We start from the raw sequence: 22,905 nt of genomic DNA on the forward strand, positions 1-22,905 counted from the left end.
CTACCCCCGCCGCGACGTCGCGTCGACCAGCACCGCGTGCAGTGCTCGCGCCTGGCGGCTCGCCTCGTCGCCGCGCAGCACGACATCGGCGAACGCGGCGCCGAGTGCCCGGCTCACGTCGAACTCGCCCGCGTCCGCAGCGTCCCCGGCCAACACGGCGCGCCAGCGCCGGTAACCGCGAACCACCTCGGCGAGTGTGCTGTCGTGTCCCGCCTCCAGACGCAGGTACTCCGCGATCAGGACACGCTCCGCCTGCCTGCGAGCGAGACCGCCACCGGCGCAGTCGAGTGCCCGGCCGAATTCGCGCAGCGTCGCCAGGTAGATTGCCGGCTCCGCCGACTCGGCCTCGGACTCCGGGGTTCCGGTCGCTCGCCTCGACTCCAGCGCGGTCCGCTGGTCGAGGGTGATCGACCGGCCTGCGCTTGTACCCCCCGTATCGCCTGGGTCGGGACTCCACCGCACCGGCCCCGATTCGGCATCGAGTTCTGCCACCGCGACGACGTCGAGAGCGATCACCGGGTAGTCGGTGAGCACCCGGTCCACAGCGGCCACGAATTCGCGCACGACCGGCACTTGCAACCCGGGGGTATCGAATCCGGCCACCCGCACGTCGTGGTGTTCGGCCAGCATCCGCGCCAGCCAGCCGACCACGGGGTCGGCGGCCGGCCGTGCGCCGGAGCGACGCCGATCGCGCTCCCCCGACCTCCGCGGCGGCGAACCGAACCGAGGGCCTGGGGGTCTCGGCTCGGCACCGGCGGGTGGTCCGGCCGTTCTGGGTGGCTGCCCGGACCACGGGGTGTCTCGTCGTCCCCCACCGCCCGGTGAGCGTGCCCCGGCCTGCCGCCCGCCCGGGGCAGGAGGTGCATCCCGGGTGGCGGCCGGAGGGAGCACCGCGGAGGCCGGAGGACGGCGACCGGAGTCAGCGGATGATGCGCGTGCGGCGGCCGGAGGGGGCGCCGTGGAGGCCGAAGAACGACCGGGGTCTGCGGCGGGCTTGCCCGAGTTGCCGCTGCCCGGTCCGCCTGCTCCCCGATTCCCCTCTCGGCCTGCTGCCCGATCCGAGGGACCTCGCTGCGGACCGCCCTCCGGCGTGGAGCGTCCCACGGACGCATCCGGTGTCCGTGACCCGCCGGGGATGGGTGATTCGGCGGGGTCGGCCCGATCCGTGGGGTACGCCGGGTTCGCCGTCGCCGGAAAGGTCGCCGCGGGATCCGCCGTCACGGGTCCATGGGGGCCTGCGGGCGAGGACGAGCCCGCGCTGCCCTCCGGCCAGGGCAGCGTCGTCGGCTCGCCGATCGGGGCCAGGTAGGCGGCTGCAGTGCCGACCCGGCTGGCGCCGAACCTGTCGTGCGCTACGAATTGGCTAGCGGCGTCCACTATTCCGGCGGCCGTGCCGCGCAGACTCTCCTCCATGGCCCGTACGCCGGCCAGCAGATTGTCGGCCTGCGGCTTGAACTCACGGGCGAACGCGACACCCAGATCGTCGTCGCCCCAACTGCCTTCAGCCTGCGCCAAGGAATCGCGCAGTCCGGCATAGGTTTGCCCCACGCGGTCCCCGAGCTCGGCCAGCCGCGCTCCCCGATTTCGCAGGCTGTCCGGATCCAACCGGACTTGGTTCACGTCGTGACCCCCTCCGGCGTGTTTCGGCCGTTCCCGCGCAGCCGGAACCGTCGCTCGAAACCGGTGACGAACGCGGACAACGGCACCGACGTGGTCGAGCGCTCCACAACACCATCGTCGGCGACATAGAAAACCGCCCGGTCCAAGGCAATTTCGCCGTCCGGCACCGGCGAACGCACCACCCACCCCACGCTGATGCGATCAGCTCGCAACCTCGACAGCGGGTATCCCGTCGTCTCATAACCCCGTCGTCGGATGTGATCCCGGACGAGATCGAGCGCATCCGCTTCGCCGATCCCCTCCGCGTGGTTCGCCGCCAGATCCGCGAGCACAAACTGGAACATCGCGCCATCGATGTCGGTGGCGTCACCGAAAGCCTGCGCGATGGCCTCGCGGGTCACCGCACCGGCCTGCGCGGCCGACACCAACAACTCGGCCGCGTCCGACGTACCGCCCGACCGGTCCTCCAGCAAGTTGCCGACGACACCCGCCACGGTGCCGACCGTCCACACCGCGGGCAGCGCCGGCGCGCACTCCGGTATCGGCGCGGACTCACCCCGATACCACCGACCGGCCTCCCACCAGTAACAAAACGACAGCAGACCGGTTGTCGCCCGCGGGTTGAGCACCGGATCGGCCACCCACGCAGGCGCTCCCGCGAACAAATCCGGCATCGCAGCGCCCGCGTTGTACGCGGCGTCCAGGACTGGCGCATCCCACACACCACCCGACAGCACAGCTCGGTCACCGGGCAGTAGGGTCAACGTCGAACCACTACGTCCCCCGCCTTCGAAGATGCCCACCGACGGACCGATTCGCGGCCCCTGCTTCGACCCCACCGCCACGAAGGCTGCCGCCAGCACCGCCCACCGTGCCCACAGCACGGCCAGCTCCGGCAGTTCGTTGTCCACGACCACCGCCCGCAAACCCGCACGCTGGTCCGCACGCATCGCGTCGGCGGCGGCGCGCGGCGACCGTGTTCGGCGTTCGCCGCGACCGAGGTAGGCCGCCAGCCACACCGGCAGCCGATCTCGCGGATAGCGTTCCAAGTCGGCGAGATAGGCTTCCGGTGCGAACAATTGCTCGCCCGGGAACGGCACCGCACCGTGATCGGCGACGGCCTCGACACCGTCCGCCTCGATGCGCACCAGCAACCGCCACCACGGCCCGCCGGCAGCCCCTGCCGACACCTGCCGATGCCGGCGCACCGCATTCCACACCGCATCCGGTACCTGGCACCGGAACGACCGGGAACCATCGTCGACCACCAGCAGCGCCGATTCGGCGACCACGGTCATCGCGAACCACGCCTCCAGCCGCTGCCACCCGGACGGGGCCACCGCACGCAGCCCATCCGCGATCCGCTCGGTGACTCCGGCGAGATCCTCATCCCCGGCCCGCGTCACGGCGCTCTCCGCGTTCCGGGAACGACGAACGCGCCGAAGCCACCGGCGGCGCCGACGCGCGACATCGACCGAGAGCAGTTCACGAGCAGTTCCCACATTCGCCTGGATGGTTCTCGTCAGGATCCGAATGTCCTAACCTTCGAAGATTTCGCACTTCGTGTCCGGGCGCAATGCGCGTATTCACCAGCTATGGCAAGCCCATACGTTGCCGACACCTCGACCACCGCAGGCCCGGCGGCAAAAGACCCGAGCAGCCAGCTGGCGCCCCGATCGACTGACAGGCTCGCGCCGACGCCGGCTGCTGTTCCACCGATGCATACCCCCGGACCCGGCACCGCCGCCGCGGACGGCGCGCCGAAGGCTGTCCCAACTCGAACCAAGTTTCGACCACCGCCGACGGCCCGATAACCCCGAATCCCCCGGGCTCCCCTGTCGACATTCCCGCCGCTGGGCCCGCACGGGCGAGAAGGCGATGTCCTCGGTCAGCGGACGATGGCGGCCAGGATGGTTCGGCGACACGCCCGACGAGCGTTCACGCGCAGATCGTCTCCATGGCTCCGGCCAGCAGCCGGATGCCGTGGTCGATCTCGTCCTCGGCGATAGTCAGGGGCGGCATCAGTTTGACCACCTCGTCCGCCGATCCGGAGGTCTCCACCAGCAGACCACGGTCGAAGGCGGCCTGCGCGACCTTCTCCCCCAGCGACGCGTCCTCGAAGACGACGCCGTGCACCAGGCCACGTCCACGAGCAGAGACACCGGGGAAGGCCGCGGTCAGCTCGCTCAGGGCCCGCGCGATCCGCTCACCCTTGGCAGCGGTCGCGGCCTCCAGCGCGGAATCCGACCAATAGTGTTCCAGCGCTACTCGTCCGGTGACGAAAGCCGCGTTGTTGCCTCGGAAGGTGCCGTTGTGCTCGCCCGGCGCCCACTGGTCGAGCTCGGGCCCGAACAGCACCAGCGCCATCGGCAGGCCGTAACCTCCGATCGACTTCGACAACGTGACGATGTCGGGCACGATGCCGGCGACCTCGAAGGAGAAGAACGGCCCGGTGCGGCCGCAGCCCATCTGGACGTCGTCGACGATCAGCAGGATCCCCCGGGACGAGCACAACTCGGCCAGCCCACGCAGCCATTCCGCGCGGGCGACGTTGATGCCCCCTTCGCCCTGCACCGTCTCCACGATCACCGCGGCCGGTAGATCCAAACCCGACGACGGGTCGTCGAGCGCCTTGCGCATCCACAGCAGGTCGTCGGCGATCCCGAGGTAGCCGTCGTAGGGCATCGGCATGGCATGCCCGAGCGGCACCCCGGCGCCCGCCCGCTTGGCGGCGTTCCCGGTGACGGCCAGCGCGCCGAGCGACATCCCGTGGAAGGCGTTGGTGAAGCTCAGCACGGTCTGCCGCCCGGTGACCTTGCGCGCGAGCTTCAACGCTGCCTCCACCGCGTTCGCTCCGGTCGGTCCCGGGAACTGGACCTTGTAGTCCAGGCCGCGGGGGACGAAGACGGTGTCGCGCAGCGCTTCGAGCAGCCGCCGCTTGGCGACGGTGGACATGTCGAGCCCGTGGGTGATGCCGTCCCCGGCGATGTAGTCCAGGAGTGCGCGTTTGAGCACCGGATTGTTGTGGCCGTAGTTGAGCGAGCCCGCGCCGGCGAAGAAGTCCAGATATTCCTTGCCGTTCTCGTCGCGTAACCACGCGCCGCTGGCGGTGTCGAAGACGGCGGGCCAGCAGCGACAGTACCCGCGCACATTCGATTCGAGTGCATCGAAAACAGTCATCTCGGCGACGGTCATGGCGATCCTTACTCGTCGTGCGCGAGCGCTCCAAAATCTGAAGTGACAGTGTTTCTAACACCGATGCCTGCCGGGTGTGGCCTTTTCCGGAAACAGCGCCGAAGCCTTTCCGGCCCCGAGCGCGCGAATCCGCCCGCTGCCGGGCGGGCGGATCCGGTGGCGATATCGGGTTCAGTCGGACTCGCGAGCGCCCTGGTCGAGCCGGAACGGCGGGTACTCGTCGCGCATCAAACCGGCGTAGGCCTGCACGCGGATGATCCACCGATTGATGCCCATCACGAAGTCGTAGAGGCCCTGCGGGTACCGCGCCGTGAACAGCAACGCGACCAGCGCCACGAGCAGCAGGATGCCGAGCAGCGACATCGAGGCGCCGCCCCAGTCGTCACCCTCGCCGCCCGCGACCGCGATGCCGCCGCTCACCACCGCCCCGACGATCAGGTAGTGCGGAATGGCCAGCAGCCACCATTTCACCAGCACCAGGCCACGGTGCAACGTCTCCGGGTAGTCGATCTCCAAGTCGGCCGGGTAGTCGGCGTTCGCCCGCAGACTGAACGGCGGGTACTTGTCGGTGCCGAGTACCGACAAGGCGTAGAAGGTCACCCGCCATCCCCAGCGCATGACGCCGACGTTGAAGTCGAACAGTCCCCGCGGGTACTTGCCGGTGATCAGGATCGCGAAGAAGGCGACCACCGTGAGCACCGCGTAGGCGATGTGCAGAAAGAGCAGCACGATGTAGTGCGGTATCGCCAATAGCCACTTCACCAGCCACAACCACCGCGACAGCGCGGGATCCAGATCGCCGCGCACGCGAATCGGGTCGGACGGGACGACGGGCTTCTCGAGTTCCATGAGCGATGCTCCTTACGGTTGCTGTGATCCAAGCCACAACCAGTAGGTGTCCTGATTGTCCCGTATCCAGGCGCTCGGGAACGGCACCATCCGATACCGACACGCCAACGAACAGAATTCGAGGAGGGGAGCCCGTCGCACGGCCGGGCTTGCGCCGCAATCGAATCGACCGAGCCACCGGCGACTCGTGCCGCTGCCGGACTTGTACCATCGGGAACCGTGACGTTCGGCGCGCTGCGACTACCGGTTGCCCGGGTGCTCGTGGCTCTCGCGTACACCGTCTGGGTGATCGCCATGGCGGTGCCGCAGTGTCACGTCTTCACCCATGCCGTCGCGCCGCACGCGCACATCGAAGCGTCCGGTCCCGTCATGGCCTCCCCCGCCTCTCCGGCGATCCTCCTCGACCGCCATCAGCACGCCGCCGAGCCGGACCGGCACGTACCCGCAGACGCGGTGCTCGCCGCCCTGCCGCGCGCTGTCGCACTACTGGTGCTGCTGCTGGTCGCGGCGGTGTCGGTGCTCCTGGCGGCGCCTGCGGCCGCGCTCGGCGGCGGCGTGCGCGCGCCTCCGGTCGCGGCGCTCCCGGTGTGGCCGGGCAGAGACAAACTCACTCGATTCGGCATCGATCGGAACTGATCGGTCAGCGTCAGGCCGGAGCCTGCCGGGGCCCGGCCGGTGTTCGTGCGACCTCCGCACTCACACCGTCGCTGTAGCCAGCGACCGCACAGAATCGACGATTCCCATGACTTCTGCACTGCAGAACCCGGCTGTGCCCGAACCCGCTCCGCGCGAACCGGCTGCCTCGGTCCCGCTCGCGAGCCCGGCGAGTCTCCTGACCGCCGCCCAGCGCTGCCCGCGTCCGGACACCATGGTGGGCAACACGCCGGTCCTCTGGATCACCGAACCGCTCGACAGCACAACGCAACCGGACGGCCGCGGCTTCTGGGCCAAGCTCGAAGGCGCCAACCCCGGCGGGATGAAGGACCGGCCGGCCCTGCACATGGTCGAGCGCGCCAGGGCCCGCGGCGACCTGGTCCCAAGCGCTCCGATCATCGAATCGACCAGCGGCACCCTCGGTTTGGGCCTGGCCCTGGCGGGCATGGTCTATCACCACCCGGTCACGCTGGTCACCGACCCCGGCTTGGAGCCGCTCATGCGGCGCATGCTCGCGGCCTACGGCGCGCGGGTGGAGCTGGTCACCGAGCCGCACCCCACCGGCGGCTGGCAGCAGGCGCGCCGTGACCGCGTCGCCGAGCTGCTGACCCGGGACCGGCGAGCATGGTGCCCGGACCAGTACCGCAACCCCGACAACCGCGACGCCTACGAGACGCTGGCGCTGGAGTTGGTCGCCCAGCTGGGACGGATCGACGTCCTGGTCTGCTCGGTCGGGACGGGCGGGCATTCCGCGGGGATCAGCCGCACGCTGCGCCGGTATTTCCCGCACCTGCGCTTGGTGGGCGTCGACACCGTGGCGTCCACGATCTTCGGGCAGCCGGCGGGCCTGCGGTTGATGCGCGGGCTGGGGTCGAGTATCCACCCGGACAACGTCGACTATCCGGCGTTCGACGAGGTCCACTGGGTCGCGCCGGCGGAGGCGGTGTGGGCCTGCCGCAGGCTCGCCGCGACCCACCACGCCACCGGCGGCTGGAGCGTCGGCGCGGTCGCCCTGGTCGCGGGCTGGCTGGCCCGCACCAGCGACCCGGCCACGCGAATCGCCGCCGTCTTCCCCGACGGTCCGCTGCGCTACTTCGACACCGTCTACAACGACGAGTACTGCCGTGCCCACGGCTTGCTCGGCGCCGCCCCACCCGCCGCGCCGCGCCGCATCGCGCATCCGGGCGACGCGGTCGCGGAGTCCTGGACCCGGTGCTCCACGGTCATCGATCCCCGCGGCGGCGCAGGCGAGGAGGGGACACGATGACCGACCTGATCGCCGCCTTCCGCGGCTTCGATCGGCCCAGCCGCGTGCTGATGGTCGATCAGTTCGCCATCAACATCGGGTTCTACATGCTGATGCCCTACTGGCCGGGCCGCTCGGGCTGGCCGCGTGGGCGGTGGGGCTGGTGCTCGGCATCCGCAATTTCGCCCAGCAAGGCATGTTCCTGCTCGGCGGCACACTGGCCGATCGGCTCGGCTACAAACCGCTCATCGTGACCGGATGCCTCCTGCGCACGGGCGGTTTCGCCCTGCTCGCGGTCGCGGAGACACTGCCGGCGCTGCCGGTCGCGTCGGCGGCCACCGGCTTCGCGGGTGCGCTGTTCAACCCCGCGGTGCGCGCGTATCTCGCGGCGAACTCCGGCGAGCGGCGGGTGGAGGCCTTCGCCGTGTTCAACGTCTTCTACCAGGCAGGCATCCTGGTCGGCCCGATCGTCGGTTAGCGCTGATGGCCGTCGACTTCCGCGCGACCGCCACCGGCGCCGCGGTGGTGTTCGCCGTGCTGACGCTGGCCCAGTTACGCGCGCTCCCCAGCACGCGGGCGAGCCGAAAACCGGCTCGGTGCTGGACGATTGGCGGGTCGTGCTGGCCAATCGCCCGTTCCTGCTGTTCGCCGCGGCGATGATCAGCTCCTCGGTGCTGGCCTTCCAGGTCTACTCGGCGTTGCCCGTGCACGCCGCGCGGATCGCGGGCGACTCGGCGACCGTGCTGATGACGACGGTGTTCGTGCTGTCCGGAGTGATCGCGATCGCCGGTCAACTGCGCATCACCCGATGGTTCGGCCGGCGGTGGGGTCGCGCGCACAGTCTGGTGGCCGGCCTGGCGATCCTCGCGGCGGCGTTCGTGCCACTGGTGGCGATTCCGGGCACCCGCTTCGGCGTGTGGCCCGCGATCGGCGCACTGCTGCTGACCGCGGCAGCGCTGGGAATCGGTGCGGCGGCGGTGTTTCCGTTCGAAATGGACACGGTGGTCGCGTTGTCGGGCAACCGCCTGGTGGCGACGCACTACGGCCTCTACAACACCATTGTCGGCATCGGCATTCTGCTCGGGAACCTGGGTATCGGAGCGCTGCTGGACGCCACGCGCGAAGCCGGGATGAGCGCGCTGGCCTGGGCGGTGCTCGTCGCCGTCGGTGCGGCCGCGGCGGCCGGCCTGTTCGCCCTCGCCCGGTCCGGACGACTCGACGCGCCGGTTCCGGTCGGCTGATCGGTGCGGCCGTCCCGGATGCGCGCCATCCGGGGCGGCCCGGTCAGGCAGGCCCGCTCGACTGCGCGGAATACAGGCTGACCTCGCCGTCTTCGCTCAGGAAGGCGTTGACCAGCATGGTGCGGGTGGCCCGCAACTCCTCGTGATCCGGCGCGCTGGTGGTGATCGAGATCTGCGGGATGACCGCCCAGTTGACCACGTAGCGCTCCGGCGGGCCGTCGTCGTCCGACAGCCTGGCGAGACGGAAGACCGAGACGGTTTTGCGGACGATCAGATTGCGCACGACCTCTGCGATTCGCTCGGGGTCTTCCAGCGCGAACATGAAGCCGAATGTCAACTCGGGCGATGACACATAGGCGGGCACGAACACCGAGGCTAGCGGATCGAGCGGCAGCGCGCAGCGGTCGCGGCGAATCGGTTGCTGCTCATGCGCCCGAGGAATGGGAGAAACGCCGGGCGACGAACCGCGCCGGTTGACCGATCCGTAACGGAACATAACGATTTCCCGGCAGCTCCCGGATTCGCAGACCAGAGTGTTGCGCGGATTCGGCTACCGCGCTTTCCTGAAAGTGTCCCGATTTTCTCGGACGTCTTCTCTCGCATCGTCGCGGATTTCCCGGTTTCTCTGCCGTGCTGGTGGACCGTGGGACGACATCCGGTTGCGGGGCTGCGCCGGAGCCGAGGGGCGCCCCTCCCCGAAATCCCCCTCGGCCCTGGCGTATCCAAGGATTCGTCATGTCGCAGAGGTACGCCCATGCCCACCGAATACGCTCAGCGCAGTTTCGGAACCGAAGAGCTACCACCGCCCGCCGCACTGCTGCGCGCGATCCGCGAGCCCGGTGAGAGCCAGCATCGCCACAGCGTGCTGCACGCCGCGCGGAAACTCGTCGACTGCCACGAGCGGCGGCAGCGCACGCTGACGCGAGCGCACGCACCGGGGGCGTCCAGCACCAGCGTCGCGGCCTGCAGCCAGCAACTGGAGGACATCGACGGCTGCCGTGCCGAATGGATCGGCCGGATCGACGCCTGGGTCGCGGCCAACGTGCAGCACCGGGAGGGCGCCTCCCTGCATACCGAGACCCTCGGCGCGGTGATCGATCGAATTGCGGCGAAATGGGTTGCGGCTCGTCACACTTTGGGCGACGAGGTCACGGCCGGGCCGCAGCCCGCACAGGCGGGCGACGCGGCCCACCTGCAGTGGACCAGGCTGGCCGAGCTGATCGACGGCTACCAGGATCTGATCACCGACGTCGCCGCGCATCGGCGCAGACTGCCGGTGTGGTGATCAGCGCGGCTCGTCGACTTCGGGTTCGACGACCTCGGCGTCGAGGAAACTCTCCGCCCCCTCTGACTGCGGCTTGGTGACCGCTACCTCGGCCTCGTCGCCGAGGTCACGGTCGAGGTCCTGCTGCGCCGCCGCGTCCCGGCGCGCCGCGGCCGCCGCCTCGTTCATCTCGATCGCATCGGTGATCCACTCACCGATCTCCCGGGTGACTTCGGCGACGGTGCCCGTGATGATGTTGGCGATATTGCCGACATGCCGGGCGCCGGAAGACGTCAATTCCTGAATGAGATCTTTGTTGCTTTCGAATTTCCCGATCATTCACACGCCCGCTTCGCTCGCCTTCCGCTGTCGCATCACGATAACACCGGGAGACGGCTCGCTCTCCACCCAGCGCGGCGGCAGTGCCAGCTTGAAAATTTTCTTCCACACCGAGCCGATCTGCTTGCCGAGCGGGCCGGTGTTGTACGGCAAACCGTACTTTTCACACAATGCGCGCACGGTCGGGGCCATCTCCGGATAACGGCTCGCGGGCAGGTCCGGAAACAGGTGGTGTTCGATCTGGTGCGACAAATTCCCGGACATGATGTGGAACAGCTTGCTGCCGGTGATGTTGGCCGAGCCGAGCATCTGCCGGATGTACCACTCGCCGCGGGTCTCGTCCTCGGTCTCTTCCTCGGTGAACGTCTGTACGCCGGCCGGGAAGTGACCACAGAAGATGATCGCGAAGGCCCACACGTTGCGCACGAGGTTGGCGGTGACGTTACCCGCCAGCGTGTGGAAGAACAGCGGACCGGTGAGCGCGGGGAAGACCAGGTAGTCCTTGAGCACCTGTTTGCCCGCTTTGCGCCACTGCCCGATCAGCAGTTTCTTGACCTCCGGCCACTTCTTCTTGCCCGCCAGGATGTTCTCGACCTCGAGGTCGTGGCCCATCACACCCCACTCGAACAGCATCATCAGCACGAAGGCGTACAGCGGCTGCCCGAGCCGCAGCACGTTCCACTCCTGGCCCTCGTCCATGCGCAGGATGGAGTAGCCGATGTCGCGGTCCTTGTTGTGGATGTTGGTGTAGGTGTGGTGCAGGTAGTTGTGCGAGTGCTTCCACTGATCGGCCGGGCAGACCGTATCCCACTCGAAGACCCGGGAATTCAGGCCGGGTTCGCGCATCCAGTCGTACTGGCCGTGCATCACGTTGTGGCCGATCTCCATGTTGTCCAGGATCTTCGAGACACTCAGCGCGGCCACCGCGGCCAGCCAGAACGGCGGAAGAAAGCCGAGATACATCAGGCCGCGGCCTGCGATCTCGAAGCCGCGCTGCGCCTTGATGATCGAGTACAGGTACTCCCGGTCGCGCTCGCCGAGGTCGGCGACGATCGCCGCGCGCAGCTCGTCGAGTTCGCGGCCGAGTTCCTCGATCTGGTCGGGGCTCAGGACCAGCGGTCCGTGCTCGGTTTCGGTCAGGATGGTCATGATTGGCTCCCCTTCGTTAGATGTCGATCTCGACGTCGCCGACCGGCGCGCTGATGCACAGCTGGATCGGCTGGTCGGGGTCGCTGTCGGTCTCGCCGGTGCGCAGATTGCGCGTGCAGCCGGAACGACGCACCGCTGTGCAGGAGAAGCAGATCCCCATGCGGCAGCCGTACTCCGGACTGAGCCCGGCGGATTCGGCCTGTTCGAGCAGCGTGGCGCCGTTGTTCGGCGCGCTCACGCCGCTGGCCGAGAAGTCGACGGTGCCCTGCGCGTCCGCGGCGTCGGCCGGGGCGAGCGAGAGCGTGAACTCCTCAATGTGCAGCCGGTCCTCCAGCTGCTCGGCCTGATAGATCGTCCGCACGGCGTCCATCAGCGACTGCGGACCGCAGACGTAGGTCTGCGCGTCGGCGAACCACGGCGCGACGCGCTCCAGTTCGTCGTAGTCGAAGTATCCGCTGCCCTTCGGTTGGTTCAGATCCACCCACAGCGCACCGGGATCCACCCTCGTCACATCTCGCGTGCGGTGCGGATAGCGCAGCTCGATGCGAAAGTTCGGGTGCCGCTCGGCGATCGCGTCCAGTTCCGCTCGGTGCGGGAGCACCGCGGGCGACTTCGCGTAGTGCAGGAACACGACCTCGCCCGGATGGTCCTCCGCGGCGAGCGTGCGCAGCATGGACAGCACCGGCGTGATGCCGCTGCCGCCGCTGATCAGCAGCAGGCGCCGCGGCCGCGGCTCGGGCAGCCGGAACACGCCGTCGGCGGGCGTCAGATCGACCACCATGCCGGGAGCGGCGTGGCGATACAGGTACTGCGACACCAGGCCGTCCGGATGCGCTTTCACAGTCAGCTGGATGTGGCGATCCCGCCCGCCTTCCGGGTTGACCGGCGAATAGCACCGCGCGTGCCGCACACCGTCGATCACCACGCCGATCTGGACATATTGTCCGGCGGCATGGCCCTTCCACTGCCGGGTCGGGCGCAGTGTGAGCGTGACCGAACCCGGCGCCGAGCGGCGCACGTGAGTGATTTCGGCCCGCATGTCCCGCACCGTGAGGGTGGGGCGGACCAGCTCCAGATACCGGTCCAGCGGGTGTGGCGAGGTCAGGGTCTGCACCAGGTTGATGAGATCCACCATTAGTTCTCCGTGCCTCTTGTCGGGCTGACGACGTGCGACCTGATTTCAGTGCACGTCTGTACACTCAACTAGTGTGACTGATGACGGGGGCTAGGTGTCAACCGGCGAAACATGTGACTCGAACTACATCTAGGGATAGGGCGAATGGTGAACGGATGTATGCTCACCGGGATGAATGAGCAGGCAGCTACCCGAGGCGAGCGCAAGGAGCGGACCAGGCAGGCACTCCTTGACGGCACCCTCGCGCTGGCCGCCGAGCGCGGATTCGCCGCGCTCAGCCTGCGCGAGATCGCACGGTCGGCCGGCATCGTGCCGACGGCGTTCTACCGGCACTTCGCGTCGTTGGAGGACCTCGGCGCCACGCTGGTCGACGACGGCGTCACCGCGTTGCGGCTGGCGCTGCGCGAGGTCCGCCGCAACGCGGAGGCGAGCCTGTCGGACACGGTGCGATTCGTGTTCGCCCAGGTGGGCCCCAAGCGTGAGCTGTTCGGCTTCCTCACCAGGGAGCGCCACGGCGGGTCCGCGGCGCTGCGCACGGCCATCGCCAGGGAGATCCAGCTGATCGTGCGGGAACTCGTCGCCGATCTGTCCCGGATCCGGGCCCTGGACTCCTGGACGCCGCGCGACCTCGAGATCGCCGCCGATCTCATGGTCACCACGGTGACCGACGGAATCGCCGCCTACGTGTCGGCCGCGCCGCGCGACGAGCAGGCGATCATCGACCGCACCGTCCAGCAGATGCGATTGATCGCCCTCGGCATGGGCGGCTGGCGGCCGCCAGGAAGGCGCTGATCCGGGCCGGCTGCGCGCCTCACTCGGCCGGGCGCACCCCCTCGGCGTCGCCGCGGGCGACGGCGACCGGTCTCGGCGACCGCAGCGGCAGCAGCATCGCCAGCCCCGCCGCGAGCACGATCAGCAGGCCCACGATACCGGCGCGGTCGGCGTGGAACAGCCAGGCGAACGCGCCGAACAGGCTCGGCGCGAGGAAAGACACCGCGCGCCCGGTGGTCGTGTACAAGCCGAACAGCTGGCCTTCGCGGCCCGGCGGCGCGAGGCGGGCCAGGAACGACCGCGCCGCCGCCTGCGCGGGACCGACGAAAACGGTGAGCAGCAAGCCGAAGATCCAGAACATCAACGGCCCGGACACCACGAGCAGCGCCAGCCCGCACACCAGCATCGCGGACAGCGACACCACGATGACGACCTTGGGGCCGTTCCGGTCGTCGAAACGGCCCGCGACGACCGCGCCCAGCGCCGCGACGACATTGGCCGCTATCCCGAACAGCAGCACATCGGAGTCGGCGATGCCGTAGACGCGCACGGCGAGCACCGCGCCGAAGGTGAACACTCCGGCGAGACCGTCCCGGAACACGGCGCTGGCCACCAGGAACCCGACCGTGCGCGGGTCGATGCGCCCCAGCTCGCGCAGGTCCCGCCACAGCACCCGGTACGAGCCGAGGAATCCGGCGTTCGCCGCGCCGGGATCGGCGCCGGTGCGTGGCAGTTCCGGGACCGCGAACAGCACCGGCAGCGCGAAGGCGGCGAACCAGACGGCGGCCAGCACGGCGACCAAGCGGATATTCAGTCCTTGGTCGGTGGGCACGCCGAGCAATCCGCGATTGTCGCCTTCCCCGGCGATGAAGCCGAAGTAGCAGATGAGCAGCAAAAAGATGCCGCCGAAATAGCCCATGGCCCAGCCGAACCCGGAGACCCGGCCGACCGTCGCGGGCGTGGAGACCTGCCGCAGCATCGCGTTGTAGGGCACATTGGCCAGCTCGAAGCAGGCCGACGCGAACGCCAGCAGCACCAGACCGAGCCACAGGTCGCGATAGTCGTCGTGCACGAAGAACATCAGCGTCATCGCCGCGATGGTGAGCGCGGTCAGCGCGCCGAGCGAACGTTTGCGCTTGGCGGACGCGTCGAAGCGCTGCCCACTGATCGGCGCGGTCAACGCGACGATCAGGCCCGCCAGGCCCAAGGCCAACCCCAGCCACGCACTGGCGGAGACGTCGCCGGGTAGGTCGTCGCCGACTTTGTCGGTGAGGTACACCGAGAAGACGAACGTGAGGGTCACGGCATTGAATGCCGAAGACCCCCAGTCCCACAGCCCCCACGCCAGCACCTGCCCGCGCCCGGCGGCCTGTCCTACTGTCGCCCGGGCGTTCACCTCGGTCATGCCGCGCAGCTTAATGCGCGCGACCGTCGCGAGTGCGGCGGAAATCGCAACCGGACCGCAGTTCAGGCGGGAGCCGGTATGCACCTAGTTGCATAGTACCGAATGTCACGGCTATTCTCACCGCATGGCCCTCGAGCATGCGTTGCTGGTATCGCTGACCGAGCGCGCCGGCTCGGGATACGAGCTGGCGCGCCGCTTCGACAAGTCCATCGGCTACTTCTGGAGCGCGACCCACCAGCAGATCTATCGCGTGCTCAAACGCATGGAGGAATCCGGCTGGGTCGACGGCGAAGCAGTGGCGCAGGAAGGCAGGCCGGACAAGAAGGTCTACTCGGTGAGCGAGGCGGGCCGCGCCGAACTCGCGCGCTGGATCGCCGCACCGAGCGACTCGGGCACCCCGCGCAACGAGCTCGCGGTGAAGATCCGCGCGGCCGCGTATGGAGACATCACCGCCTTACGTGCCGAAGTGGCCCGCCATCGCGACCAGCACGCCCAGCGCCTCGAGTTGTACCGGCACATCGAGAAACGCGACTTCCCCGCCCCCGACCGGCTCGGCGGGACAGCCCTGCACCAGTACCTCGTCCTGCGCGCGGGCATTCGCGTGGAGTCGGGGTTCGTCGAATGGTGCGACGAAGTTCTGCAAGCACTGCACCCGCGCGCGTCAGCCCCGCACGCGGATTGACGGAGAAAGGCGACCTCACCCATGAGCTCCTTCCCCCATCTGTTCGAGCCGCTCGATCTCGGCTTCACGACCTTGCGCAATCGAGTGGTCATGGGGTCGATGCACACCGGGCTGGAGGACCGCGCCTGGGACACCGGCAAACTGGCCGCCTACTTCGCCGAGCGCGCACGCGGCGGCGCGGGCCTGATCATCACCGGTGGCTACGCGCCCAATCGCGCGGGCTGGCTGCTGCCGTTCGGCGCCAAGCTGACCAACAGAACCGAGGCGTACCGGCATCGCACGATCACCAAAGCGGTGCACGCCCATGGTGGCAAGATCGCCATTCAGATCCTGCACGCGGGCCGCTACTCCTACATGCCGGGCAGTGTGTCGGCGTCATCGATCAAGGCGCCCATCAACCCGTTCCGGCCGCGCGCCCTGTCGGCCAAGGGCATCGAGCGCACCATCGACGACTACGCCCGCTGCGCGAAACTCGCGCAGTTCGCCGGTTACGACGGCTGCGAGATCATGGGCGGGGAGGGCTATTTCATCAACCAGTTCCTCGCGCCGCGCACGAACAAGCGCACCGACGCGTGGGGCGGATCGCCGGAGAACCGGCGCCGGATCGCGGTGGAGATCGTGCGCCGCACCCGCGCCGCCGTCGGCCCGGACTTCATCATCGTGTTCCGGCTGTCCATGGCCGAACTGGTGGAGAAAGGGCAGACCTTCGACGAGATCATCGCGCTGGCGCAAGAACTCGAAGCCGCCGGAGTGAACATCCTGAACACCGACATCGGCTGGCACGAGGCACGCGTCCCCACCATCGTGACCTCGGTGCCCCGCGCCGCCTTCGTCGAGTTCACCGCGAAGATCACCGCGCGGGTGGGCATACCGGTCTGCGCGTCCAACCGGATCAACATGCCGGAGGTGGCCGAGGAGATCCTGACTCGCGGTGACGCCCAGCTGGTCTCGCTGGCCCGTTCGTTCCTGTCCGACCCGGAGTGGGTCAACAAGGCCGCGCAGGATCGCGTCGACGAGATCAATACCTGCATCGCCTGCAACCAGGCATGCCTCGACCACGCCTTCCAGCACAAGACCGTGTCGTGCCTGCTCAACCCGCGCGCGGGTCACGAGACCGAGCTGAAGCTGCTGCCGACCCGCCGCGGCAAGCGCATCGCGGTGGTCGGCGCGGGTCCGGCCGGGCTCTCCGCGGCAGTGAACCTCGCCGAACGCGGCCACCGCGTCGACCTGTTCGAGGCCGACGACAAGATCGGCGGCCAGTTCGACATCGCCCGCCGCATCCCGGGCAAGGAGGAGTTCAGCGAGTCGATCCGCTACTACAACCGGATGCTCGAGCGCACCGGCGTCACCGTGCATCTGAACAAGCGGGTCGGCGCCGACGAACTCGTCGCCGAACTGGACGCCAAACGCGCCATCGACCAGGGCACCCGGCTCGCCGCACGACTGTGATCGGGCGGCGCGGAGACCTCGCCGGGGATCGTGCGGCGGGCCACCGCGCCGGATCGCCTAGGCTGCACCGGGTGAGCCTGCCCTCCCCCACCTCCGAGAATCGCGCGGTCGTCACCGGCGCCTCCTCCGGCATCGGTACCGCGCTCGCCGCCGAACTCGCCGCACGCGGCTACTCGCTGATCCTGGTCGCCCGCCGCGAGGAGCTGCTCACCGAGCTCGCGCAGCGGCTGACCCTGGCCCACGGCATCACCGCCGAGGTGCGCCCGGTCGACCTGGCCGACCGCGAGCAGCGCGGTGTGCTGGTGGACGAACTGGCGAGCCGCGACATCGCCGTGCTGTGCAACAACGCGGGCATCGCGACCTTCGGCGCGGTCGCCGAACTCGACCCGGCCTACGAGCGCGCGCAGATGGAGCTCAACGCCGTCGCCGTGCACGATCTGACCCTGGCCGTGCTGCCCGGCATGCTCGCCCGGCGCGGCGGCGGCATCCTGATCAGCGGGTCGGCCGCGGGCAACATGCCGATCCCGAACAACGCCACCTACGCCGCGAGCAAGGCGTTCGCCAACACCTTCTCCGAATCGCTGCGCGGCGAGCTGAAAGGCTCGGGCGTGCACGTCACGCTGTTGGCGCCCGGGCCGGTCCGCACCGAGATTCCCGACCCCGCCGAAGCTTCCATCGTCGACCGGATGGTGCCCGACTTCATGTGGGTCTCGTCGGAATACACCGCCAAGGTCTCGGTCGACGCACTCGCCCGCAACAAGATGCGTGTGGTCCCCGGCCTGATCAGCAAGGGGATGAGCGTGGCCGGGCAATACGGCCCGCGCGCGGTCACCGCTCCGATCGCGGGCGCGTTCTACAGGAAGCTCGGCAACTGAGCGTCAGCCGCGCTCACCGGCGCCTGGCGCCGAACAGACTGCGGGTGATCTCACGGCCGGCCGCCGCCGCAGCCGAACGCAGGAAGCCGCGCACCGCGGGGTTGGTCATGATCCGCTCGGCCGCCGAGTCCTCTTCGGCACGGGTCGCGGTACGGCCGGGTACGGGTGCGGCCTCCGGCTCCGGCGACGCCGCGACCACCTTCGCGGCGAGCAGTTCGTAGGCCGACTCCCGGTCGATGGTCCGGGCGTACTTCGAGGCCAGCGAGCTGGACAGGGCACGCGATCGGATCGCGTCCGCGCCGATGGCGTCCATCAGCGACCGGGGCGGCCGCAGCCTGGTCCACGCCACCGGTGTCGGCGCGCCCTGCTCGGAGAGCACGGTCACGATGGCCTCGCCCGTATCGAGCGAGGTCAGCGCCTGCTCCAGGTCGTAGACGCCGGTCCGGGGATAGGTGCGGACAGTCTTGGACAACGCCTTCTGGTCGTCCGGGGTGAACGCGCGCAGCGCGTGCTGGATACGCGCGCCGAGCTGGGAGAGCACCGGATTCGGGATATCGGTGGGCAGATGGGTGCAGAAGAACACACCCACCCCTTTGGACCGGATCAGTTCGACGGTTTGCTCGACCTGATCCAGGAACGCCTTGGAAGCGTCGGAGAACAGCACGTGGGCTTCGTCGAAGAGGAGGACAAGCACGGGCTCGTCCTGGTCGCCGATCTCCGGCAGCGTCTGGAACAGGTCGGCGAGCACCCACATCAGAAAGGTGGAGAACAGCACCGGACGCGCCGCCCGAGCGCCCAGCTCGAAGAGCGTGATCACACCTTTCCCGTCCACGACCCGCACCAAGTCGGCCGGGTCGAGTTCGGGCTCGCCGAAGAACGTGTCGCCGCCGCCCGCCTCCAGATTCACCAGCGCGCGCAGAATCACCCCGGCGGTGGTCGCGGAGACGCCGCCGATGCCCTTCAGGTCTTCCTTGCCTTCGGGACTGGTCAGATGCGTGATCACGGCGCGCAGGTCCTTCAGGCAGCAGCGCGAGCCCGTTGCGGTCGGCCCAGTGGAAGATCAAGCCGAGGGTCGACTCCTGCGTCTCGTTCAGCTCGAGCACCTTGCTCAGCAGCACCGGGCCGAACGAGCTGATCGTCGCGCGGACCGGAAGTCCCGCCCCGGTGGTGCCCAGCGAGACGAACTCGGTCGGGAAACCGGTCGGCGCCCAGTCCGCGGCGCCGGTCTCCGCGCTGCGCGCGGCGAGTCTCTCGTCCGATCGCCCCGGTTCGGCCAGCCCCGACAGGTCGCCTTTGATGTCGGCAAGCACGACCGGAACCCCGGCGCTCGACAACTGCTCCGCGATGCCCTGCAGGGTTTTCGTCTTCCCCGTGCCGGTTGCTCCGGCAACCAGACCGTGCCGGTTCATCATCCGCAGGGGAATGCGCACACGTGCGTCGGGAACCACCGTCCCGTCGACCACGACGGTGCCCAGTTCCAGCGCAGCGCCCTCGAAGGCGTACCCGGCGGCGATCTCGTGGGCGGCGGACGCCCCTCGGGCGTCGGCGGACGGTTCGTCTCGTCCTGCCGAACCGGCTCCCGCGGTCTGCTCCAGTTCGCGTTCCGCGGCCTCTGCGGCTGCGGCCGCCTCCGCCGCGATACGCGCCGCCTCGTCGGCCGCTTTGCGCGCCGCGGCCGCCTTCTCCTGAGGGGTGATCATCGCGCGTCCTCCTGGCTTCGCCGGAACTGCGTTACTCAATGTTTGCTGTCGCACCGGAAACGCCGGGTGCCGATCTGGGAAAACCGTATCCCCGCCGGTTGGATTGGGGGCAGGATCGGCTGCCACGCAGTTGCCGCGCCGTACCGCATGCGCCGGGCCCACGCCCGGCTAATGTTGCACGGGTGTCCGACAAATACATGGTGTGGATCGATTGCGAGATGACCGGCCTGCGCTTGGACAGCGACAAGCTGATCGAGGTGGCCGCACTCGTGACCGACAGCGATCTCAACATCCTCGGCGAGGGCGTGGACATCGTCATCCACGCCGACGACGACGCGCTGGCCGCGATGCCCGCCGTGGTCGCCGAGATGCACGCGCGCTCCGGGCTGACCGACGAGGTCCGCCGCTCCACCGTCACCCTCGAAGAGGCCGAGCAGCGCGTGCTCGACTACATCCGCGAGTACATCCCCACCCCGCGCACCGTGCCACTGGCCGGTAACTCGATCGCCACCGATCGCGGGTTCATCGCCAGGGACATGCCCCTGCTCGATGCCCACCTGCACTACCGGATGGTCGACGTGAGCTCGATCAAGGAACTGTGCCGCCGCTGGTACCCGCGCATCTACTTCGGCCAGCCGGAGAAGGGCCTGAGCCATCGCGCGCTGGCCGACATCCAGGAGTCCATCCGCGAACTGGAGTACTACCGGCGAACCGCGTTCGTCGCGCCGCCCGGTCCCTCCACCACCGAAATCGCCGCGGTCGCCGCCGAGATCTCCGACCTCGCCGCACAGCAGACCGAATCGGCGCAGGTCAACGGCTCGCCAGACGCCGATTAGGGAGTGGGCGGGTTGACACGCTAATATCTAGCCCGCCGGTTCTTACCGGCGATGGTGAGCGTAGTTCAGTTGGTAGAGCACCAGGTTGTGATCCTGGCTGTCGCGGGTTCGAGTCCCGTCGCTCACCCCAATAGCCCGGGTGGCCCCGAGAGATCGGAGCCACCCGGGTTTTTTCGTTGCGCCACAAACTCTTTGCCGCTCCGGAGTCGGCGAAATGTGAAACGAATTTCCTCCAGAATCTCCCCCGCTTCCGTAGACTGCAGTGCACAGGGGACGGCGTCGCTGGGCGCTCTCCCGGTTCGACCAGAAAGACACACCTCGTGATGCGTTCTGCGGTGATCACAGCCTTCGTCGGCGCCACCCTCCTCACCGGATCCAGCGGAACCGCCGTCGCGGGTATCGGGCTTCCCCCGCTGCCCGCGTCCGGTTCGGCATCGAGCGGCTCGGCCGGCGGCCTGGCCACCACCGGCTCCGCCGGCAGCGGTTCGGCGGGCAGCAAGCTGCTGTGCGCCGCCACGGGCAGCGCGATCGCGATCCTCGGCGACGCTCAATTGGGCTGCAACATGCTGCCCTGACGCCCCGGAAACGCCGAACGGGCCGCCGGATTCGCTCCGGTGGCCCGTTCGGCGTTCTGCTTCGGCTCAGCGATTGTCGTCCGCGTTGCCCGCCTTCCAGACCGGCCACGGGATGTTCCAGTCACCCAAGCCGTCCACGCCGGACAGGGTGCCGCCCACGGTGTTCTTCACGATCGTGATGTCCCCGCGTTTGGCGTTCTGGAAGACCCACTGCGCATTCGCCGGGCTGAGGTTCAGGCAACCGTGACTGGTGTTGCTGTAGCCCTGCGCACCGACCGACCACGGCGCCGAGTGGAAGAAGATCCCGCTGTAGGACAGTCGCGTCGCGAAGTCCACCGGCGTCTTGTACCCGTCCGGCGAGTTGACCGCCACGCCGTAGGTCGAGGAATCCATGATGATCTTCTCGTGCCGGTCGGCGACGATGTAGATGCCGTTGTCGGTGGGCGTGCTGTCCTTGCCCATCGAGGTCGGCATGGTGCGGATCACCTGACCGTTCTGCTCGACGGTCACCTGCTTGGTGTTGTCGTCGGCGGTGAAGATCACGGCGTCGCCGATGGTGAATAACGAGTGGATGTTGTCCTGCCCGAACAAACCGTTGCCGAGATCACGCCCATAGACGTTCACGTCGATGGTGACCTTCGTCCCCGGCGCCCAGAAATGCTCGGGCCGCCACCGCACCTCGCGGTTGTTCACCCAGTAGAACGCGCCCTCCACCGGCGGCTCCGTGGTGATCTTGATCGCCGACTGCGCGGCCTTCCGATCGGGGATGTTCTCGTCGAACTGGACGGCCACCGGCTGGCCGATACCGACCACCTCGCCCTCGCCAGGGACCAGGTAGGGCTTGGTCTGGTTACCGGGAGAACTCGTGGTGAAGCTCAGCGTCGCCGAGTTCGCGCCGCCCAGCCCGATCGCGTCGGCCTTCAATCGGTAGGTCTTGCCGTAGCCGAGCACCTCGGTGGTCTCCCACGACCGCCCGTCCGCGGCGAGCTTGCCCTCCACCGCCTTGCCCTGCGGGCTGACCAAGGTCACGTTGGTGAACTTGCCGTCCTCGACCTTGAACGCCAGCGGGACGCCCGGCGAGACGCCGACCTCCCCGTCCTTCACCGGCGACAGCAGCTTGGGCTTGATCAATTCCGTGATGGGGTTGCGGTCGATGGCCACCTGCGCCGCATCCTTGGCGTCGGACGCCGAACATCCCGTCAATGCCAGTGCGGCGACCGCGACGACGATCACCGGTCCCGCGAAAGTGCGCACCGACCAGCGTGCGGCCGGCTTGCGCTTGTGCCGACCTGGACCAACACTCATTTCAACCCCGTTTCAAAGTCTCCCGACCACCACGCCGCTCACCCCGCCGTGTACGCGGGCGGTCGGAACCACAATCGGACATTCTGCCAGTGCGTCACGTTCGCGCCAATGTGAACACCTTGTCCGTCACTGCAGCGTTACCACCTGTAGATCACCCCGCCGATCCCCCGCGTTACCGGCGCGGGAGCACCGCACATCGCCGCCGGTCAGGGCACGATTTCACTTCTGCGGCCCTCGCCTGTTAAGGTTTGTCCCGCACCGGAACACGGTGCACGCGCCATTAGCTCAATTGGCAGAGCAGCTGACTCTTAATCAGCGGGTTCGGGGTTCGAGTCCCTGATGGCGCACAACACGAAAACCGTGCTTTTGCCAGGTTCGCCGGCAAGGGCGCGGTTTTTTCGTCCCCACAGCGGCCCGGCCGCCGTGACATCACCGTGACCTGGGCTTTTTCCCAGATGCACCATTGGTCTCAATTCGGACAGCGTTACGCCTGTCGAGACGCACAAATCCAGCTGTGCGGCCGAAAAATTATGTGACGTACAGCACAAGAGGTTTAACGGCAAACTCCCAGCTTGGATAACGATTCGGCTACCGAGTCCTGGGCTTTCCAAGATC

At 68.5% G+C, this 22,905-nt stretch carries 20 protein-coding genes, 2 tRNA genes and 3 pseudogenes; 13 read left to right on the forward strand and 12 right to left on the reverse strand.

Annotated features, from left to right (window positions below):
• Nucleotides 1-651, reverse strand: a complete 651-nt coding sequence (locus tag GVY64_RS16810; protein ID WP_159842411.1) for a hypothetical protein — start codon at nt 649-651, stop codon at nt 1-3.
• Nucleotides 652-1,135: 484 nt separating this feature from the next.
• Here GVY64_RS16810 and GVY64_RS16815 point away from each other — a divergent pair, with 484 nt between their 5' ends.
• Nucleotides 1,136-1,309 (forward strand): hypothetical protein, encoded by a 174-nt coding sequence (locus GVY64_RS16815; RefSeq protein WP_159842413.1) that lies wholly within the window; start codon nt 1,136-1,138, stop codon nt 1,307-1,309.
• 307 nt (nt 1,310-1,616) lie between these two features.
• Here the strand turns inward: GVY64_RS16815 and GVY64_RS16820 are convergent, their stop codons facing one another.
• The 3 genes from GVY64_RS16820 to GVY64_RS16830 form a co-directional block, all read right to left on the reverse strand.
• Nucleotides 1,617-3,026, reverse strand: coding sequence for a hypothetical protein (locus GVY64_RS16820; protein WP_236566884.1), 1,410 nt, complete (start codon nt 3,024-3,026; stop codon nt 1,617-1,619).
• 532 nt (nt 3,027-3,558) lie between these two features.
• Nucleotides 3,559-4,815, reverse strand: a complete 1,257-nt coding sequence (gene ectB, locus GVY64_RS16825) for a diaminobutyrate--2-oxoglutarate transaminase (protein ID WP_159842415.1) — start codon at nt 4,813-4,815, stop codon at nt 3,559-3,561.
• A gap of 171 nt (nt 4,816-4,986) precedes the next feature.
• Nucleotides 4,987-5,664 (reverse strand): DUF4389 domain-containing protein, encoded by a 678-nt coding sequence (locus GVY64_RS16830; RefSeq protein ID WP_159842417.1) that lies wholly within the window; start codon nt 5,662-5,664, stop codon nt 4,987-4,989.
• 219 nt (nt 5,665-5,883) lie between these two features.
• Here GVY64_RS16830 and GVY64_RS16835 point away from each other — a divergent pair, with 219 nt between their 5' ends.
• The 3 genes and pseudogenes from GVY64_RS16835 (at nt 5,884) to GVY64_RS16845 (ending at nt 8,805) form a co-directional block, all read left to right on the forward strand.
• The gene (locus GVY64_RS16835; protein ID WP_159842419.1) at nt 5,884-6,300 is read left to right on the forward strand and encodes a hypothetical protein; all 417 of its coding nucleotides are present in this window, start codon (nt 5,884-5,886) and stop codon (nt 6,298-6,300) included.
• A 232-nt stretch (nt 6,301-6,532) separates the two neighbouring features.
• The gene (locus tag GVY64_RS16840) at nt 6,533-7,585 is read left to right on the forward strand and encodes a PLP-dependent cysteine synthase family protein (RefSeq protein WP_236566921.1); all 1,053 of its coding nucleotides are present in this window, start codon (nt 6,533-6,535) and stop codon (nt 7,583-7,585) included.
• A pseudogene (locus GVY64_RS16845) lies at nt 7,582-8,805 on the forward strand (MFS transporter). The gene GVY64_RS16840 and the pseudogene GVY64_RS16845 overlap by 4 nt, the downstream one beginning before the upstream one ends.
• A gap of 43 nt (nt 8,806-8,848) precedes the next feature.
• On the opposite strand, the gene GVY64_RS16850 reads toward GVY64_RS16845, so the two are convergent.
• Nucleotides 8,849-9,169, reverse strand: a complete 321-nt coding sequence (locus tag GVY64_RS16850; protein WP_159842423.1) for a hypothetical protein — start codon at nt 9,167-9,169, stop codon at nt 8,849-8,851.
• 390 nt (nt 9,170-9,559) lie between these two features.
• Here GVY64_RS16850 and GVY64_RS16855 point away from each other — a divergent pair, with 390 nt between their 5' ends.
• Complete coding sequence (locus tag GVY64_RS16855) at nt 9,560-10,090, forward strand: DUF4254 domain-containing protein (RefSeq protein WP_159842425.1); 531 nt, start codon at nt 9,560-9,562, stop codon at nt 10,088-10,090.
• Here the strand turns inward: GVY64_RS16855 and GVY64_RS16860 are convergent, their stop codons facing one another.
• The 3 genes from GVY64_RS16860 to GVY64_RS16870 are packed head-to-tail and all read right to left on the reverse strand — an operon-like array spanning nt 10,091 to nt 12,692.
• The gene (locus GVY64_RS16860; RefSeq protein ID WP_236566886.1) at nt 10,091-10,366 is read right to left on the reverse strand and encodes a hypothetical protein; all 276 of its coding nucleotides are present in this window, start codon (nt 10,364-10,366) and stop codon (nt 10,091-10,093) included.
• Between the two features lie 42 nt (nt 10,367-10,408).
• Entirely contained in the window at nt 10,409-11,557 is a 1,149-nt protein-coding gene (locus tag GVY64_RS16865) for a fatty acid desaturase family protein (protein ID WP_159842429.1), read from the reverse strand.
• 16 nt (nt 11,558-11,573) lie between these two features.
• Nucleotides 11,574-12,692: a ferredoxin reductase gene (locus GVY64_RS16870; protein WP_159842431.1), complete on the reverse strand. Its 1,119-nt coding sequence runs from the start codon at nt 12,690-12,692 to the stop codon at nt 11,574-11,576.
• A gap of 171 nt (nt 12,693-12,863) precedes the next feature.
• Here GVY64_RS16870 and GVY64_RS16875 point away from each other — a divergent pair, with 171 nt between their 5' ends.
• Nucleotides 12,864-13,484: a TetR family transcriptional regulator gene (locus GVY64_RS16875; RefSeq protein ID WP_236566887.1), complete on the forward strand. Its 621-nt coding sequence runs from the start codon at nt 12,864-12,866 to the stop codon at nt 13,482-13,484.
• Between the two features lie 19 nt (nt 13,485-13,503).
• Here GVY64_RS16875 and GVY64_RS16880 read toward each other — a convergent pair whose 3' ends face one another.
• Nucleotides 13,504-14,868, reverse strand: coding sequence for an MFS transporter (locus tag GVY64_RS16880; protein ID WP_159842435.1), 1,365 nt, complete (start codon nt 14,866-14,868; stop codon nt 13,504-13,506).
• A 124-nt stretch (nt 14,869-14,992) separates the two neighbouring features.
• Between GVY64_RS16880 and GVY64_RS16885 the strand changes: the two genes are divergently transcribed.
• The 3 genes and pseudogenes from GVY64_RS16885 (at nt 14,993) to cmrA (ending at nt 17,874) form a co-directional block, all read left to right on the forward strand.
• Nucleotides 14,993-15,550, forward strand: a complete 558-nt coding sequence (locus GVY64_RS16885) for a PadR family transcriptional regulator (RefSeq protein WP_159842437.1) — start codon at nt 14,993-14,995, stop codon at nt 15,548-15,550.
• 21 nt (nt 15,551-15,571) lie between these two features.
• A pseudogene (locus tag GVY64_RS16890) lies at nt 15,572-16,951 on the forward strand (FAD-dependent oxidoreductase); the annotation flags it as partial.
• Between the two features lie 119 nt (nt 16,952-17,070).
• On the forward strand, nt 17,071-17,874 hold the full coding sequence (cmrA, locus tag GVY64_RS16895) for a mycolate reductase (protein ID WP_159842439.1): 804 nt from the start codon (nt 17,071-17,073) through the stop codon (nt 17,872-17,874).
• Between the two features lie 13 nt (nt 17,875-17,887).
• Here the strand turns inward: cmrA and GVY64_RS39120 are convergent, their stop codons facing one another.
• Together GVY64_RS39120 and GVY64_RS39125 are read right to left on the reverse strand one after the other, a co-directional pair.
• Nucleotides 17,888-18,877, reverse strand: a complete 990-nt coding sequence (locus GVY64_RS39120) for a helicase HerA-like domain-containing protein (RefSeq protein WP_442939601.1) — start codon at nt 18,875-18,877, stop codon at nt 17,888-17,890.
• Between the two features lie 79 nt (nt 18,878-18,956).
• Nucleotides 18,957-19,574: pseudogene (locus GVY64_RS39125) on the reverse strand (helicase HerA-like domain-containing protein); the annotation flags it as partial.
• 182 nt (nt 19,575-19,756) lie between these two features.
• On the opposite strand from GVY64_RS39125, the gene orn reads away from it, so the two are divergent.
• From orn to GVY64_RS16915, 3 genes are all read left to right on the forward strand, one after another.
• Nucleotides 19,757-20,410 (forward strand): oligoribonuclease, encoded by a 654-nt coding sequence (gene orn / locus GVY64_RS16905; protein WP_159842441.1) that lies wholly within the window; start codon nt 19,757-19,759, stop codon nt 20,408-20,410.
• A gap of 54 nt (nt 20,411-20,464) precedes the next feature.
• Nucleotides 20,465-20,540, forward strand: a tRNA-His gene (locus tag GVY64_RS16910).
• 193 nt (nt 20,541-20,733) lie between these two features.
• Entirely contained in the window at nt 20,734-20,985 is a 252-nt protein-coding gene (locus GVY64_RS16915) for a hypothetical protein (RefSeq protein ID WP_159842443.1), read from the forward strand.
• A 66-nt stretch (nt 20,986-21,051) separates the two neighbouring features.
• Here the strand turns inward: GVY64_RS16915 and GVY64_RS16920 are convergent, their stop codons facing one another.
• Nucleotides 21,052-22,290, reverse strand: a complete 1,239-nt coding sequence (locus tag GVY64_RS16920; protein ID WP_201298041.1) for a L,D-transpeptidase — start codon at nt 22,288-22,290, stop codon at nt 21,052-21,054.
• 274 nt (nt 22,291-22,564) lie between these two features.
• Between GVY64_RS16920 and GVY64_RS16925 the strand changes: the two genes are divergently transcribed.
• A tRNA-Lys gene (locus GVY64_RS16925) sits at nt 22,565-22,637 on the forward strand.
• The last annotated feature ends 268 nt before the right edge of the window (nt 22,638-22,905 follow it).

Source organism: Nocardia sp. CY41 (genome assembly GCF_009829325.1).
Lineage (GTDB): Bacteria > Actinomycetota > Actinomycetes > Mycobacteriales > Mycobacteriaceae > Nocardia.

What these genes read in the sequence shown, in the direction of transcription:
- GVY64_RS16920 (WP_201298041.1), bottom strand. Translation starts at nt 22,290, where the DNA reads ATGAGTGTTGGTCCAGGTCGGCACAAGCGCAAGCCGGCCGCACGCTGG.
- GVY64_RS16855 (WP_159842425.1), top strand. Translation starts at nt 9,560, where the DNA reads ATGCCCACCGAATACGCTCAGCGCAGTTTCGGAACCGAAGAGCTACCA.
- GVY64_RS16870 (WP_159842431.1), bottom strand. Translation starts at nt 12,692, where the DNA reads ATGGTGGATCTCATCAACCTGGTGCAGACCCTGACCTCGCCACACCCG.
- ectB (WP_159842415.1), bottom strand. Translation starts at nt 4,815, where the DNA reads ATGACCGTCGCCGAGATGACTGTTTTCGATGCACTCGAATCGAATGTG.
- GVY64_RS16915 (WP_159842443.1), top strand. Translation starts at nt 20,734, where the DNA reads ATGCGTTCTGCGGTGATCACAGCCTTCGTCGGCGCCACCCTCCTCACC.
- GVY64_RS16840 (WP_236566921.1), top strand. Translation starts at nt 6,533, where the DNA reads ATGGTGGGCAACACGCCGGTCCTCTGGATCACCGAACCGCTCGACAGC.
- GVY64_RS16830 (WP_159842417.1), bottom strand. Translation starts at nt 5,664, where the DNA reads ATGGAACTCGAGAAGCCCGTCGTCCCGTCCGACCCGATTCGCGTGCGC.
- GVY64_RS16885 (WP_159842437.1), top strand. Translation starts at nt 14,993, where the DNA reads ATGGCCCTCGAGCATGCGTTGCTGGTATCGCTGACCGAGCGCGCCGGC.
- GVY64_RS16815 (WP_159842413.1), top strand. Translation starts at nt 1,136, where the DNA reads ATGGGTGATTCGGCGGGGTCGGCCCGATCCGTGGGGTACGCCGGGTTC.
- GVY64_RS16880 (WP_159842435.1), bottom strand. Translation starts at nt 14,868, where the DNA reads ATGACCGAGGTGAACGCCCGGGCGACAGTAGGACAGGCCGCCGGGCGC.
- GVY64_RS16865 (WP_159842429.1), bottom strand. Translation starts at nt 11,557, where the DNA reads ATGACCATCCTGACCGAAACCGAGCACGGACCGCTGGTCCTGAGCCCC.
- GVY64_RS16875 (WP_236566887.1), top strand. Translation starts at nt 12,864, where the DNA reads ATGAATGAGCAGGCAGCTACCCGAGGCGAGCGCAAGGAGCGGACCAGG.